This is a genomic window from Pseudomonas frederiksbergensis, assembly GCF_001874645.1.
In the GTDB taxonomy this organism is placed as follows: domain Bacteria; phylum Pseudomonadota; class Gammaproteobacteria; order Pseudomonadales; family Pseudomonadaceae; genus Aquipseudomonas; species Aquipseudomonas frederiksbergensis_B.
The window spans coordinates 4622841-4638155 of record NZ_CP017886.1; the positions used below are offsets into that span (position 1 = coordinate 4622841).

The 15315-nt window shown below is 52.9% G+C and carries 13 protein-coding genes; all 13 read left to right on the forward strand.

What is annotated here, in order from left to right; genetic code table 11:
* The first annotated feature begins 2 nt into the window (after positions 1-2).
* The 13 genes from serC (at position 3) to BLL42_RS22285 (ending at position 15314) form a co-directional block, all read left to right on the forward strand.
* Positions 3-1088, forward strand: coding sequence for a 3-phosphoserine/phosphohydroxythreonine transaminase (serC, locus tag BLL42_RS22225; RefSeq protein ID WP_071555823.1), 1086 nt, complete (start codon positions 3-5; stop codon positions 1086-1088).
* Positions 1088-2182: a prephenate dehydratase gene (pheA, locus tag BLL42_RS22230; protein ID WP_007899727.1), complete on the forward strand. Its 1095-nt coding sequence runs from the start codon at positions 1088-1090 to the stop codon at positions 2180-2182. Before serC ends, pheA begins: the two co-directional genes overlap by 1 nt.
* Before the next feature lie 11 nt (positions 2183-2193).
* Positions 2194-3306 carry a histidinol-phosphate transaminase gene (gene hisC, locus BLL42_RS22235; protein WP_071554224.1) on the forward strand — a complete coding sequence of 371 codons (1113 nt, stop codon included), beginning with the start codon at positions 2194-2196 and terminating at the stop codon, positions 3304-3306.
* A 28-nt stretch (positions 3307-3334) separates the two neighbouring features.
* Entirely contained in the window at positions 3335-5542 is a 2208-nt protein-coding gene (locus tag BLL42_RS22240; RefSeq protein WP_071555824.1) for a bifunctional prephenate dehydrogenase/3-phosphoshikimate 1-carboxyvinyltransferase, read from the forward strand.
* Entirely contained in the window at positions 5539-6228 is a 690-nt protein-coding gene (gene cmk / locus BLL42_RS22245; RefSeq protein WP_071554226.1) for a (d)CMP kinase, read from the forward strand. Before BLL42_RS22240 ends, cmk begins: the two co-directional genes overlap by 4 nt.
* Before the next feature lie 121 nt (positions 6229-6349).
* Positions 6350-8044, forward strand: coding sequence for a 30S ribosomal protein S1 (gene rpsA, locus BLL42_RS22250; protein WP_071554228.1), 1695 nt, complete (start codon positions 6350-6352; stop codon positions 8042-8044).
* Between the two features lie 193 nt (positions 8045-8237).
* Positions 8238-8519 carry a hypothetical protein gene (locus BLL42_RS22255; RefSeq protein WP_071554230.1) on the forward strand — a complete coding sequence of 94 codons (282 nt, stop codon included), beginning with the start codon at positions 8238-8240 and terminating at the stop codon, positions 8517-8519.
* A 169-nt stretch (positions 8520-8688) separates the two neighbouring features.
* On the forward strand, positions 8689-8985 hold the full coding sequence (gene ihfB / locus BLL42_RS22260) for an integration host factor subunit beta (protein ID WP_032888918.1): 297 nt from the start codon (positions 8689-8691) through the stop codon (positions 8983-8985).
* Between the two features lie 24 nt (positions 8986-9009).
* Positions 9010-9249, forward strand: a complete 240-nt coding sequence (locus BLL42_RS22265; protein WP_071554232.1) for a LapA family protein — start codon at positions 9010-9012, stop codon at positions 9247-9249.
* Positions 9250-9815: 566 nt separating this feature from the next.
* Entirely contained in the window at positions 9816-11246 is a 1431-nt protein-coding gene (locus BLL42_RS22270; protein ID WP_071554234.1) for a lipopolysaccharide biosynthesis protein, read from the forward strand.
* A 161-nt stretch (positions 11247-11407) separates the two neighbouring features.
* Complete coding sequence (locus BLL42_RS22275; protein ID WP_071554236.1) at positions 11408-12901, forward strand: hypothetical protein; 1494 nt, start codon at positions 11408-11410, stop codon at positions 12899-12901.
* 167 nt (positions 12902-13068) lie between these two features.
* The gene (locus BLL42_RS22280; protein ID WP_071554238.1) at positions 13069-14277 is read left to right on the forward strand and encodes a glycosyltransferase; all 1209 of its coding nucleotides are present in this window, start codon (positions 13069-13071) and stop codon (positions 14275-14277) included.
* 2 nt (positions 14278-14279) lie between these two features.
* Positions 14280-15314: a polysaccharide biosynthesis protein gene (locus tag BLL42_RS22285; RefSeq protein WP_071555825.1), complete on the forward strand. Its 1035-nt coding sequence runs from the start codon at positions 14280-14282 to the stop codon at positions 15312-15314.
* Position 15315: the final 1 nt, after the last annotated feature.

Consider the following 15315-nt stretch of genomic DNA (forward strand, 5'->3'; position numbering starts at 1 on the left):
ATGTGAGCAAACGAGCCTATAACTTCTGCGCAGGTCCTGCTGCGCTGCCTGAAGCTGTCCTGTTGCGTGCCCAGTCGGAGTTGCTCGACTGGCATGGCAAGGGTCTCTCGGTCATGGAAATGAGCCATCGCAGCGATGAGTTCGTGTCCATTGCGACCAAGGCCGAGCAGGATCTGCGTGATCTGCTGAATATCCCCTCGAACTATAAAGTGCTGTTTCTGCAAGGCGGCGCCAGCCAGCAATTTGCTCAGATTCCTCTGAACCTGTTGCCGGAAAACGGCAAAGCCGACTATATCGACACCGGTATCTGGTCGCAGAAAGCCATTGAAGAAGCGCAGCGCTACGGCCACGTCAACGTTGCCGCTACCGCCAAGCCTTACGACTATTTCGCAATCCCCGGCCAGAACGAATGGAAGCTGTCGCAAGACGCGGCCTACGTGCACTACGCGCCGAACGAAACCATCGGCGGCCTGGAATTCAGCTGGATCCCGGAAGTCGGTGATGTGCCGTTGGTTGCAGACATGTCTTCGGACATTCTTTCGCGCCCTGTGGATATCTCGCGTTTCGGCATGATCTACGCCGGCGCCCAGAAAAACATCGGCCCGAGTGGCATCGTCGTCAACATCGTGCGTGAAGACTTGTTGGGTCGTGCCCGTTCGTTCTGCCCGACGATGCTTGACTACAAGGTCGCGGCCGACAACGGCTCGATGTACAACACTCCGCCGACCCTGGCCTGGTACTTGTCCGGTCTTGTGTTCGAATGGCTGAAAGAGCAGGGTGGTGTTGAGGCCATTGGCAAGCTCAATGAAGTCAAACAGCGCACGTTGTATGACTTCATCGATGCTAGCGGCTTGTACAGCAACCCGATCAACAAGGCTGACCGCTCGTGGATGAACGTGCCGTTCCGTCTGGCTGACGATCGCCTCGACAAGCCGTTCCTGGTCGGTGCCGAGGCGCGCGGTCTGCTGAACCTCAAGGGTCACCGTTCGGTAGGCGGCATGCGTGCCTCTATCTACAACGCCGTCGACATCACCGCAGTCAATGCGCTGGTTTCGTACATGGCAGAGTTCGAGAAGGAACACGGCTAATGTCTGAGCAAGAACTCAAGGCACTGCGCCTGCGCATTGATGCTCTGGACGAAAAAGTCCTGGAGCTGATCAGTGAGCGTGCGCGCTGCGCCCAGGAAGTCGCGCGAGTAAAGATGGCCTCGCTGGCCGAAGGCGAAGTGCCGGTGTTCTATCGTCCTGAGCGTGAGGCTCAGGTGCTCAAGCGCGTGATGGAGCGTAACCAGGGTCCGCTGGGTAACGAAGAGATGGCGCGGCTGTTCCGTGAAATCATGTCGTCGTGCCTGGCGCTCGAGCAACCGCTGAAAGTGGCTTACCTCGGCCCTGAGGGCACCTTCACTCAAGCGGCGGCCATGAAGCACTTCGGTCACGCGGTGATCAGCAAGCCAATGGCGGCGATCGACGAAGTGTTCCGTGAAGTGGCTGCCGGTGCGGTGAACTTTGGCGTGGTGCCTGTGGAAAACTCCACCGAAGGCGCGGTCAACCACACCCTCGACAGCTTCCTTGAACACGACATGGTCATCTGTGGCGAAGTCGAGCTGCGTATTCACCACCACTTGCTGGTCGGTGAAAACACCAAGACCGACAGCATCAGCCGCATTTACTCTCACGCCCAGTCTCTGGCGCAGTGCCGCAAGTGGCTGGACGCTCATTACCCGAACGTCGAGCGCGTGGCAGTATCGAGCAACGCCGAAGCGGCCAAGCGGGTCAAGGGTGAGTGGAACTCGGCGGCGATTGCCGGCGACATGGCGGCAGGCTTGTACGGGTTGACCCGTCTGGCCGAGAAAATCGAGGATCGCCCGGACAACTCCACGCGATTCCTGATGATCGGCAGCCAGGAAGTGCCACCGACCGGCGACGACAAGACATCGATCATCGTCTCGATGAGCAACAAGCCCGGTGCACTTCACGAGTTGCTGGTGCCTTTCCATGACAATGGCATCGACCTGACGCGGATCGAAACTCGTCCGTCGCGCAGCGGCAAGTGGACCTACGTGTTCTTCATCGACTTCGTCGGCCACCACCGCGACCCGCTGGTAAAAGGTGTGCTGGAGAAAATCAGTCAGGAAGCGGTGGCACTTAAAGTATTGGGTTCCTACCCGAAAGCAGTTCTCTAAAGGCGTTAACAATGAGTGGCGACTTCCTCGCTCTGGCACAGCCGGGCGTGCAACAACTTTCGCCTTACGTTCCGGGCAAGCCCGTGGACGAACTGGCCCGCGAGCTGGACATCGATCCGGCAAAAATCGTCAAGCTGGCGAGTAACGAAAACCCGCTGGGCGCGAGCCCCAAGGCGCTGGCGGCGATTCGCGAAGAGCTGGCCGAGCTGACCCGCTATCCGGACGGCAACGGTTTTGCGCTTAAAACCCTGCTGGCTGAGCAGTGCCGAGTCGAGCTCAATCAGGTGACGTTGGGTAACGGCTCCAACGATATTCTTGAGCTGGTCGCGCGTGCCTATCTGGCGCCGGGTCTGAATGCGGTGTTCAGTGAGCATGCGTTCGCGGTCTACCCAATCGTCACTCAGGCTGTCGGTGCCCAGGCGCGAGTGATTCCGGCCAAAGATTGGGGGCATGACCTGTCGGCCATGCTCGACGCCATCGATAGCAACACGCGCGTGGTGTTCATCGCCAACCCGAACAACCCGACCGGAACCTGGTTCGATGCCGAGACGCTGGACGGGTTTCTGCAGGACGTGCCTGCGCACGTGCTGGTGGTGCTGGATGAGGCGTACATCGAATACGCCGAAGGCAGCGATCTGCCGGATGGCCTGGATTTCCTCGCGGCGTACCCGAACCTGCTGGTTTCCCGGACCTTCTCCAAGGCTTATGGTCTGGCTGCGTTGCGCGTGGGTTATGGCTTGTCGACCGCGGTGGTTGCCGATGTGTTGAACCGGGTTCGTCAACCGTTCAACGTCAACAGCCTGGCCTTGGCTGCGGCCTGTGCGGCGTTGCGGGACGCTGAGTACCTGGCTGAAAGCCGTCGCCTGAACGAGTCCGGGATGCAGCAACTCGAAGCGGGTTTCCGTGAGTTGGGGCTGAGCTGGATTCCTTCCAGGGGCAATTTCATTTGCGTGGATCTGGGGCGTGTTGCGGCTCCGGTATTCCAGGGCTTGCTGCATGAGGGTGTGATCGTGCGTCCGGTGGCCAATTACGGCATGCCGAATCACTTGCGCATCACCGTCGGTCTGCCGGCTGAAAACAGCCGTTTTCTCGAGGCGCTGACCAAGGTTCTGGCTCGTGGTTGATGTCATCGCCGTGCAACCTGCTGTGCCTATGATCGGTCGCCTGGTGGTGGTCGGTCTGGGGCTGATTGGCGGTTCGTTTGCCAAGGGCCTGCGTGAAAGCGGGTTGTGTCGTGAGGTGGTCGGCGTCGATCTCGATCCGCAATCGCGGAAACTGGCCGTTGAGCTGGGCGTGGTGGATCGTTGCGAAGACGACCTCGCTGCCGCGTGTCGCGGTGCCGACGTGATTCAGCTGGCGGTGCCGATCCTGGCGATGGAGAAATTGCTGTCGCTGTTGGCTGGCATGGACTTGGGTGCGGCGATTCTGACCGATGTCGGCAGTGCTAAAGGCAACGTAGTGCGCGCAGCGACCGAGGCCTTCGGCGGCATACCGGCGCGCTTCGTTCCGGGGCATCCGATTGCCGGTTCCGAGCAGAGCGGGGTCGAGGCTTCCAATGCTCAGCTGTTCCGTCGACACAAAGTGATTCTGACGCCGCTTGAGCAAACCGATCCGGCTGCCTTGGCGGTGGTTGATCGACTCTGGCGTGAATTGGGTGCCGATGTCGAGCACATGCAGGTCGAGCGTCACGACGAAGTGTTGGCGGCGACCAGCCATTTACCGCACTTGCTGGCATTCGGGTTGGTCGATTCGTTGGCCAAGCGCAGTGAAAATCTGGACATCTTCCGTTACGCTGCGGGCGGTTTCCGCGATTTCACGAGAATCGCCGGCAGTGACCCGGTCATGTGGCACGACATCTTCCTCGCCAATCGCGAAGCTGTTCTGCGCACACTCGATACATTTCGCAGTGATCTCGACGCCTTGCGCGACGCGGTCGATGCAGGGGACGGGCACCAACTGTTGGGCGTCTTTACGCGCGCCCGGGTTGCCCGCGAGCATTTCAGTAAAATCCTGGCCCGTCGGGCCTATGTGGACGCTATGAACTCCAATGATCTGATTTTCCTGGCAAATCCTGGTGGCCGCCTGAGTGGGCGGATTCGTGTACCAGGCGACAAATCGATTTCCCACCGTTCGATCATGCTCGGCTCCCTCGCGGAAGGCGTTACCGAAGTTGAAGGCTTTCTTGAGGGCGAAGATGCCCTGGCGACCTTGCAGGCCTTCCGTGACATGGGCGTCGTGATCGAAGGTCCGCACCATGGTCGCGTGACCATTCACGGTGTCGGCCTGCATGGCTTGAAACCGGCTCCGGGCCCGATTTATCTGGGCAACTCGGGTACTTCGATGCGTCTGCTGTCCGGCTTGCTGGCCGCGCAGGACTTCGACAGCACCTTGACGGGCGATGCGTCGCTGTCCAAGCGTCCGATGAATCGTGTGGCCAACCCGCTGCGCGAAATGGGTGCGGTGATCGAGACGGCTGCAGAAGGTCGGCCGCCGATGACCATTCGTGGTGGTAACAAGCTCAAAGGCCTGACCTACACCATGCCGATGGCCAGTGCTCAGGTTAAATCCTGCCTGCTGTTGGCTGGCCTGTACGCCGATGGCAAAACCACCGTGACCGAGCCTGCTCCGACGCGTGACCATACCGAGCGCATGTTGCGTGGTTTTGGCTACCCGGTAACGGTTGAAGGTGCTACAGCGTCGGTCGAATCCGGCCATAAGCTGAGCGCGACGCACATTGAAGTGCCGGGCGATATTTCCTCGTCGGCGTTCTTCCTGGTGGCGGCGTCGATTGCCGAAGGTTCGGAGTTGGTGCTGGAACACGTGGGTATAAACCCGACCCGTACCGGTGTGATCGATATTCTGCGTCTGATGGGCGCCGATATTTCCCTGGAAAACCAGCGTGAAGTGGGTGGCGAGCCGGTGGCTGACTTGCGTGTGCGAGCGGCTAAGCTTAAAGGTATCGAAATTCCTGAAGCGCTGGTTCCGCTGGCCATCGACGAGTTCCCGGTACTGTTCGTGGCTGCGGCCTGCGCAGAGGGTCGGACTATTCTGCGTGGCGCGGAAGAGTTGCGGGTCAAGGAGTCGGATCGTATCCAGGTGATGGCGGATGGTTTGCTGGCGCTGGGCGTCAAGTGTGAACCAACCCCGGACGGCATCATCATCGACGGCGGCCAGATTGGCGGCGGCGAAGTGCATGGTCACGGCGATCACCGGATTGCCATGGCGTTCAGCGTTGCGTCGTTGCGCGCCAGTGCGCCGATCCGTATCCATGACTGCGCCAACGTTGCGACCTCCTTCCCGAACTTCCTCGCGTTGTGTGCGCAAGTCGGTATTCGTGTTGCTCAAGAGGCTCAGTCGTGACCAGCCATGCTCCGGTAATCACCATCGATGGGCCGAGCGGCTCGGGCAAGGGCACCATCGCCGGGATCCTCGCCAAGCGCCTGGGCTGGTGCTTGCTGGACTCCGGGGCGTTGTACCGTTTGCTGGCATTTGCTGCGCGCAATCATGGTGTCGACCTGACCAATGAAGAATCGCTGAAGCTGTTGGCCGCTCATCTCGATGTGCAGTTCATCGGGGCGACCGAAGGTCATCCGCAGCGAATCATCCTTGAAGGTGATGATGTCACTGACGATCTGCGTAATGAGCAGGTCGGTGCCTGGGCCTCGCAAGTGGCGGCACTGCCTGCGGTGCGTGACGCTTTGCTGCAGCGCCAGCGTGCATTTCAGGAAGCGCCGGGGTTGGTGGCCGATGGACGCGACATGGGCACAGTCGTGTTTCCCGACGCGCCCCTGAAGATTTTTCTGACCGCCAGCGCCGAGGAACGGGCGCGGCGTCGTTATTTGCAGTTGAAGGGCAAAGTCGAGGGTGTTAGTCTGTCGAGTCTGCTAGATGAGATCCGTGTGCGCGATGAGCGCGACACCCAGCGAGCGGTAGCCCCGCTCAAGCCGGCGGTCGACGCCATACAGCTGGATTCCACGGAGTTGTCCATCGATCAGGTGCTGGAACGCATCATGAGCGAGATCGCCATTCGCGATATCGCCGGGTGACCAAGAAGCACTGCAGGGGACCAGTCATAGTCCTGCGGCGTTTCTTTTATATAAACGTAACCCACATTGTCTGGGATGTGGCAGATGGGCGTATTCTTCGCCCTTATCAACAGGAATTAAAATGAGCGAAAGCTTTGCGGAACTCTTTGAAGAAAGCCTAAAAACCCTGAACCTTCAGGCAGGCTCCATCATCACCGGTGTTATCGTTGATATCGATTACCAAGCTCGCTGGGTAACCGTTCACGCTGGCCTGAAGTCTGAAGCACTCATCCCGCTTGAGCAGTTCTACAACGACGCTGGCGAACTGAATATCAACGTCGGTGACGAAGTTCACGTTGCGCTGGATTCGGTTGAAGACGGCTTTGGTGAAACCAAGCTGTCCCGTGAAAAAGCCAAGCGCGCTGAATGCTGGATCGTTCTGGAAGCAGCCTTCGCAGCCGAAGAAGTGGTCAAGGGCGTTATCAACGGTAAGGTTAAAGGCGGCTTCACTGTCGACGTTAACGGCATCCGTGCGTTCCTGCCTGGTTCTCTGGTTGACGTTCGTCCAGTGCGCGATACTACGCACCTGGAAGGCAAAGAGCTGGAATTCAAGGTCATCAAACTCGACCAGAAACGCAACAACGTTGTCGTTTCCCGTCGTAGCGTCCTCGAAGCCGAGAACTCCGCTGAGCGTGAAGCTCTGCTGGAATCCCTGCAGGAAGGTCAACAAGTCAAAGGTATCGTCAAAAACCTCACCGATTACGGCGCATTCGTCGATCTGGGTGGCGTCGATGGCCTGCTGCACATTACCGACATGGCTTGGAAGCGTATCAAGCATCCTTCCGAAATCGTCAACGTTGGCGACGAGATCGATGTCAAGGTTCTGAAGTACGATCGCGAGCGCAATCGTGTTTCCCTGGGCCTCAAGCAACTGGGCGAAGATCCATGGGTTGCTATCAAAGCCCGTTACCCAGAAAGCACTCGCGTTACCGCACGTGTAACCAACCTGACCGACTACGGCTGCTTCGCTGAGCTGGAAGAAGGCGTTGAAGGTCTGGTACACGTTTCCGAAATGGACTGGACCAACAAGAACATCCACCCTTCGAAAGTCGTACAAGTCGGCGACGAAGTGGAAGTTATGGTTCTGGACATCGACGAAGAGCGTCGTCGTATCTCCCTGGGCATCAAGCAGTGCAAATCTAACCCATGGGAAGATTTCTCTGGCCAGTTCAACAAGGGCGATAAAATCTCCGGCACCATCAAGTCGATCACCGATTTCGGTATCTTCATTGGTCTGGACGGCGGCATCGACGGTCTGGTTCACCTGTCCGACATCTCCTGGAACGAAGTGGGCGAAGAAGCCGTACGTCGCTTCAAGAAGGGCGACGAACTGGACACCGTTATCCTGTCGGTTGACCCAGAGCGCGAGCGTATCTCCCTGGGTATCAAGCAACTGGAAAGCGATCCGTTCTCCGAGTACGTTCAAGAGAACGACAAAGGCGCAATCGTTAAAGGCATCGTGAAAGAAGTTGACGCTAAAGGCGCCATCATCACGTTGGCTACCGATATCGAAGCTACTCTGAAAGCCTCCGAAATCAGCCGTGACCGCATCGAAGATGCGCGCAACGTTCTGAAAGAAGGCGAAGAAGTTGAAGCCAAGATCATCAGCGTTGACCGCAAGAGCCGTGTAATCCAGCTCTCGATCAAGTCGAAAGACGTTGAAGACGAGAAAGAAGCTATCCAGAGCCTGCGCGACAAGCCAGCCTCGGACAGCATCGCTGCTGGTCCTACCACTCTGGGCGACCTGTTGCGTGCACAAATGGAAAAACAGAACTAAGTTCTGTCGGACCATAGAAAAAGGGCGACTTCGGTCGCCCTTTTTTGTGCCTGCGATTTGAGGGGGCTGTTCAATGGGGGGCAATGCTTGTGTAAGGTCATCTGTTGTTCAGGCGTATCAATCGCCTATTCAGAGCTAGGCTTTAGCTTGAACTGAGTATTAGTTGGGTGTGATGCCTGACATAAGGAAGGGAATGAACAAGCTCATTGTCGTGTTGGCAGTGCTGGTCCTGGTGGGTTGTACCACCAGCGCCAAAACTCATGTGGTACGTGGCGTAAGCGGTATAGAGATCGATTGCTCGGGGCTCGGATCAGGTTGGGATAAGTGCTACAAGCGTGCTGCGAAGGAGTGTAAGGCTGAGGGGTACAAGGTCATAAGCAAGTCCAGTGATGCCAAAGAAGAGGGTGAGGATTATCCTTTTGGCTGGAATCCGGCCGGTTATCTCACTCGCACGATGCTGATCATCTGCAGGTAACGGCTCGGTACATCTCTGGGTGTGGAAGGGGGGGGCTCTCCGGGAGGGAGAGGTTCGCGGCGTCTGCGAGGTAGTGCAGATAAGTCAATATATAGGCTGTTCAAAATCCTTCGGGCATGCTAAAACCTTTGGAGCGCTGATCTAGCTGCTTGAAAAAGAAGGGAAAAATATGACGAAGTCGGAGTTGATCGAACGAATTGTCACCCATCAGGGGTTGCTCTCATCCAAGGATGTCGAGCTGGCCATCAAGACTATGCTTGAACAAATGTCCCAGTGCTTGGCCACCGGTGATCGAATCGAGATCCGCGGCTTTGGCAGCTTCTCATTGCACTATCGTGCACCACGTGTCGGCCGTAATCCGAAGACCGGTCAGTCTGTAAGTCTCGATGGAAAGTTTGTTCCTCATTTCAAGCCGGGCAAAGAGCTGCGAGATCGAGTGAACGAAGACGAGGAGGACGGGGTTTGACAGTGTTGATTCAAGGGGTAGTTCGTGCGTAATCTCAGGCGCGTTGTCTTCGTGGTTTTTGTTCTTCTGCTTATCTTGGCGATCCTGGGATTCGTTCTTGAGAATCAGCAGGCTGTTTCTTTGTTGTTCTTCGGTTGGGCTGGTCCACAACTGCCTGTGTCTGTTGTCGTGGTAATAGCATTGTTGGTTGGGATGCTGATCGGTCCCTGTATTGCCTGGATGTTTGGCCGCATCGCACGGGTTCGCCGCAAGCGCTTGGCTTGACTCTTATACCGCCGCCGGTAGAGGCGCTTTGTTGGTAGTTGCTCGATAGTCAGGGCGGGGTGCTGTTTATTCTTGATGCTGCGCTGCCGAAAGCCTAGAGCTTTGAGGTCCCTGTTGCGACGCCGAGGTTGCTGAGTCGACTCGCAATTGATGTGTTTGGCGCTGCTATTCCAGCGTTTTTTCTGCCATCAAAGGTGAGTAATGCAATTTTTGGTCAAATAGTATGCCAGTGTTTTTTTGCTTTGCCCGCCTATCCACACCTTCTTGAGGGGGGATAGCGCCTTGCCTACAAATCGCAAACATGCGATCCTCCTCGCGATATTCTTAAGTGCCCAGCACTGATATATAGATTGATGAAATTATGAATCGGTCTATTTTAGTGCTTTTCGATAGTTTTTATCTATTGAAAGCGCGTTCATCAGGAGTCCACACAAGTCTACGCATGTGAGCGCTATCCAGTGATGCTTGCATCGGGTGGTTGTGCGGAGGTGCCTGATATTGCGACTTTAGTTTTTGGTGTGCATGGGTCGGAGTGGCCTAGCGGAAGATGAGTTGATCGATACTAGATGAATATGAATGTTTTTATTCGAAAGCTTCTTCTGTATGTACCGGTAAAAATGGTGCCTGCATTGTCAGGGATTTTCCTGATATTTTTTCTGTATAAGTACTTTCCTGCTGGGCAGTATGTAAGTTATTCGGTGAGTTTGTTTTGTTCGTTAATTGCCGCGCAGTTAAGTGCTGGGTGGGTGGGTAACTCGTTTATATATTATTACACTGGGGTGGAAGATAAGAGAGTATTTGTCTCTAACTGCGTTTCCGTCATTCTCCTTATTGCTCCTGTCGCTTCGCTTTTGGCGGCGGTGGTTTCCGTTTTTTTTGTTTTTGAGCGCTATGTTTTTATTTGTGTTTGGCTGTTGTGCTTTGGTCAGATATTATTTTTCTTTCTCTCGTCTGCATGTCAGGCAGGCTTCTTGGTTAAGCAACAGCTGGTGGCAGTGTTGTTGCAGGCTCTTGCTCAGATTTTGTTGATCGTCGCCTTTTTTCAGTTTGTTGGTGTTGATTTCAGATATGCACTTCTGGCTCTGTCGGTGGGTTACTTCATTGCTGCGTTCTTCTTGCTGTTTGTTATTCTGAAAAAATTTGGTGTTTGTAATCCTTTTTCAAATGTCGATGTGTTTAAAGATAATTTGAGATTGATTTATCAGTATGGTGCTGCGTTGTCGCCATGGATCCTTGGCATGCTGGTGGTGGCTGGTTCTGACCGGTTCGCAATAGGTTATTATGGTATTGAGCATGGTGATTCGTACCTGTCCTTGAAGGATTTGTTTGTGGGCGGCGCTGGGTTGTTAAGCATGCCTTTGTTAATGATGGTTCACCCATTTGTAATTAAAAGATTTAGAGAGGGTGTTTTTGCTGTCAGAATAATTGAAAGCTCTTCGAGTTTTTTGATTGTTGCGTTTTCACTTCTCTGGTGTGCGTTGTACTTTGTTGGGTTTGATTTTTTTGAAAAAATAACGGGGAAAACCATAGAGGCGTCCAAGGTGGTTATTCTTTTTTCATTTTCTGGTGTTTTTTTGAATAGTACCTCTGTGTATTTTCAAAAGCGCCTTGAAGTGCATCGCAGAATGAAGCTGTTGGCCTATCTTTCAATAGTTTCCGCGCTTGTCTCGGTGTTATTTGCCTGGATCGGTGGGCGGTACTGGGGGCTTTACGGCGTATCGCTTGGTGTTTTGTTGGCTCAAGCGCTCTACTTTGTTTTGGTTACCACTAGTATGTTTAAGCGCCTCGATCTGTATCGTAGCTTTACGTTGCCAGCATTGATGTCGTCTTTCGCCTTTTTTATCGGTTATGTTTTTTATATAGGGCTGGAGAGCGTTGGGAGCTCCTTGCTCTGGTGGGAAAAATCAGTTTTTTGGCTGGTTGGGTTTGCGGTTGTCTCGCTTTTTTCTCTTTGGAAAGGTGTGAGATGGAGCGAATTCATGAAGGCCACTGTATGATGGCGTAACATGTTGTCACATTGTGTAATTTACTCAAATCGCCCGATCTATTGTCGGGCTGAGGCATGGACTGCCTTGTCGCAGAGACAGATCGTAGTACTGGTACTTCTGTGTTGTATGGATGATGTTCACTGAGTGTTCCTAAGTAGGATGCATTGGAAATGATTTCTCTTGATAAACTAAGGCTCTGGATTTCCAGGAATTTGGCGCCGGTTGTATTCCTTGCCGCGTATTTTGTTACGGTGGTTCTTGGGAATATAATATATTGGCTTCCCTTCGGGAAAGCCCTTTTAGAGCGGGATGCCTATACAGCTAATATTCTCGGTTTTGAGACCTTGTTCAGTGCGGGGTATTGGTTTTTATTACTTTTGCCTTTTTTGGTTACTCCGCTAGTCGTCGTCCTGGTTCGTAAGACACTTGGTGCGGTTTTAGAGAAGCGGGCTAGGCAGTTTTTTGATTTTTCAAAATCTGAATACTGCTTTGTTATTACTCTTAGTTATGCTTTCGTGCTGTATTCGTTGGTAAAGGCTGATGCATTTTCATTGTTTCTGGCGGGGACCGATTCGGTTTCGTCTGTAGAGGCTCGATTTCAGATCAGGAACCAACTTGGCTTTGCCCCGATAGCCGTGCTCATGTCAGTGCTTCATTACTTGTCCATTTATTCTTTGGTTAGATGGATGCTTGAGAAGGGTAAATTCTGGCTTGTTGTGACTGTTGCCAACGCTCTTGTTATGTCGGTTTTCCTGACGTTGCTAAATATGAAGTGGCCTATTCTGATTTTTTATGCAGGGTTGGTGTTGGCTGTTTTTGTATATGCTAAGCGATATGCATATTTGAAAACTGTTATGGGGGGGGTGCTGCTTGTTGTTATGTATTTCCTGGTTTCTGCTTTTGTATTCAGGCTTGTACCGCCGGTTGCGGTGGTTGCGGTGGTTCCGGTAGTAGAGAGTGTTGTTCTCGCGCCAGCAGAAAATATCGATTCTATTCCCTCTGAACGAATTAAGCAGGCGCAGACGACGATGCTGCTGGAGGATGGGTTAGGTGTTATTGAAGAGCGCAGTGACAAGGCTTCCGAAGCGGTGGCAGGTCATGAAGATAAGCAGCATTCTAGTGTCGTTGATAATGTAATGAATGTTGGGGAGGCGGCCGCTGAAAATGCGCCAATGCTGCTCTTTAACGTAGTCAATCGGATGGCTATTATTTATCCGTATTATTACCAGGTATTTACGACTGAAGGGGCGGTGTGTGGTGGTGTTTTCGCACAGGTGAAAGTTGGCAAAGAGTGCCGTCCTAGTACATATATATACAGTCGGATTTTTAACGACAATTTCAAAGGGCGGGGCACTGCTCCAGCCGCTGTTCATATATCGGCTTATGCGTTAGGCGGGTGGTCTGTTGCCTTGATGGGGTTGATTTTTGCTTCGATTATTTTGGGGCTGTTTGCATCTCTTCCGCTGAATGTGAGTGCAAGTATTGGTTCTCTCGCTATCACCGGGGGCATTGTGGGCTATCATTTTTCGCAGTTGCCTGGCGAGGGGCCGATTTTTTATGATCACGGGGTTTTCTGGACGCTGTTGGTGTTGTTCTTGTTTGGTGGTTGGCGGTTGATTCGAAATCGTGTTGGGCGGGGTAAGCGCAATCTGGATATTCAGTGATCGTGCCTGCGCAGGTTCATGCTTGCTGATGGCCGTGACGCTACCCGTATGAGGTGCAGTCTAAATGCTTGCTGACCCACGCGGACGGCCGGCAGATAGGCTGCACTTTTCTGTTATAAAGTCTTCAGGTTTTGTTATTCGTCGTATTGGTTATTGAGAAGGCGAAAATGAGTAAGAAAATTGGTTTGTTGGGTTTTTATGTGGGTGACAGCTATTTTAATAAATATTCGAAGGGCGATGCGTTCCCTCAGGTAGCAGCTTATAAGCTAGAGGGGCGATTCCTTGATGCGCTGCGTTTTGGTGGTGGCGTGGTTAATACGGTCGCAAGTATTGCTGCGTCGACATACCCCAATAATAAAAAGCTGTATTTTCCAGGCGGTTCGTACGTGGGGACGGAAGGGGGGCGATGTGATATCACTCCGTTAATAAATCTGCCGCTATTTAAAGTCCTGAGTCGTATGCTGGGTTCGTTGTTTAGTTTGCTTCGCTTGCGGAAAGTAGGGCTTGACGTGGTGTGCGTCTATGCGGCTCATACGCCAAATCTGCTGGCTGCCTATATTGTGCGAAAGCTCCACGGCATACCTTTTTTCGTTTATATACCTGATCTACCCTCCTATATGGATATGGGGATGAATCGGTCTTTTTTTATGCGGCTCTTGAAAAGGCTTGATGCTCGCATTATCGATTTTCTTATTTCTGCGTCATCTGGTGTTTTTGTAACCAGCCAGTACATGGTGAAAGACAGTGCCAGGTGGTCGGACAAGGAATACTTGGTACTTGAGGGTATTTCTAATTCTGCAGAGGTCGCTGTAAGCGAGGATGTATCTTTGAGTTCGCATAAGAAAATTATTTTTTATGCGGGTGGGTTAAACAAAGCTTATGGAATAGTCGAGTTGGTTGAAGGCTTTATAAAGGCCGACATTGACTATGAGCTCTGGTTATGTGGTCGCGGTGAATTGGAGTCGTACCTTTCGGAAGTCTCAGCTCGGCACTCGTCGGTGAGGTATTTGGGGTTTTTGAGTGCTTTGGAAGTTGAGAGAATACAAGCTAGCGCTTCGTGCTTGATTTTAAGCAGGAGTCCAGAGCAGCTCTACACGCGTTATTCATTTCCTTCTAAATTGCTTGAATATATGGTTAGCGGCGTCCCTGTACTGACGACGCGGCTCGGGGGGATTCCTGATGAGTACTATGAATTTTTGAATGTGATAGAGGACTCTTCCTCTGATGGCATCAGTGTCGCCTTGAAGGCGTTTTGTGCAGCTGATCAACAATTTTTGTTGAAGAAGGCAGCTTGTGGTAAGATTTGGGTTTCGGAAAATAAGTCTAGCTTTGCCGTCGGACGAAAAATCGTAGATTTTATGGAGAAACGTAATTGACTATTTTTAGCGGTAAGAAACTGTTGATCACCGGCGGGACTGGTTCTTTTGGGAATGCCGTACTTAAGCGTTTTCTGGATACTGATATCGCTGAGATTCGTATATTCAGCCGTGATGAAAAGAAGCAGGATGACATGCGTAAACACTACGCAAACTCCAAGCTTAAGTTTTATATTGGCGATGTTCGCGATTATCAGAGCGTTCTAAATGCTACTCGCGGTGTTGACTATATTTTCCATGCTGCCGCGCTCAAGCAAGTACCTTCCTGCGAATTTCACCCCATGGAAGCGGTCAAGACTAACGTCATGGGCACCGAAAACGTACTTGAGGCCTCCATTCAAAATGGCGTTAAGCGTGTAGTTTGCCTCAGTACCGACAAAGCTGTTTACCCGATCAATGCCATGGGTATCTCCAAGGCGATGATGGAAAAGGTGATGGTCGCCAAGTCGCGCGGTGCTGATGACGACAAAACTGTCATTTGTGGTACTCGCTACGGCAACGTGATGGCGTCGCGTGGTTCGGTCATTCCGCTATTTATTCAACAGATTCGTGATGGTAAGCCTTTAACGCTGACCGACCCGAACATGACGCGTTTCATGATGACCCTGGCCGATGCTGTGGATCTGGTGCTGTATGCATTCGAGCACGGTAATAACGGTGATTTGTTTGTGCAAAAAGCACCGGCAGCCACAGTAGAAGTGCTTGCCAAAGCATTGACGCAAATGCTCAATTTGCCTGAGCACCCGATACAAGTGATCGGCACACGTCATGGTGAGAAGTTGTATGAGGCATTGCTCAGCCGTGAAGAAATGGCTTGTGCCGAAGACCGCGGTGAGTACTTCCGTGTGCCGCCTGATTTGCGTGACTTGAACTACGCAAAATTCGTAGAGCAAGGCGAAGAGAAGATTTCCCGTACTGAAGATTACAACTCGCACAATACGGTGAGATTGGACGTGGACGGTATGAAGCAGCTGTTGCTCAAGCTTGATTTTATGCGCGCTATTCAGCGTGGCGAATACGCAACGCCTGAGGAGTGAC

Excerpts from the sequence above, each read along its gene's own strand:
- BLL42_RS22255 (WP_071554230.1), top strand. The coding sequence starts at position 8,238 with ATGAACAAGCTCATTGTCGTGTTGGCAGTGCTGGTCCTGGTGGGTTGT.
- pheA (WP_007899727.1), top strand. The coding sequence starts at position 1,088 with ATGTCTGAGCAAGAACTCAAGGCACTGCGCCTGCGCATTGATGCTCTG.
- hisC (WP_071554224.1), top strand. The coding sequence starts at position 2,194 with ATGAGTGGCGACTTCCTCGCTCTGGCACAGCCGGGCGTGCAACAACTT.
- ihfB (WP_032888918.1), top strand. The coding sequence starts at position 8,689 with ATGACGAAGTCGGAGTTGATCGAACGAATTGTCACCCATCAGGGGTTG.
- BLL42_RS22240 (WP_071555824.1), top strand. The coding sequence starts at position 3,335 with ATGATCGGTCGCCTGGTGGTGGTCGGTCTGGGGCTGATTGGCGGTTCG.
- BLL42_RS22270 (WP_071554234.1), top strand. The coding sequence starts at position 9,816 with ATGAATATGAATGTTTTTATTCGAAAGCTTCTTCTGTATGTACCGGTA.
- rpsA (WP_071554228.1), top strand. The coding sequence starts at position 6,350 with ATGAGCGAAAGCTTTGCGGAACTCTTTGAAGAAAGCCTAAAAACCCTG.
- BLL42_RS22280 (WP_071554238.1), top strand. The coding sequence starts at position 13,069 with ATGAGTAAGAAAATTGGTTTGTTGGGTTTTTATGTGGGTGACAGCTAT.
- BLL42_RS22275 (WP_071554236.1), top strand. The coding sequence starts at position 11,408 with ATGATTTCTCTTGATAAACTAAGGCTCTGGATTTCCAGGAATTTGGCG.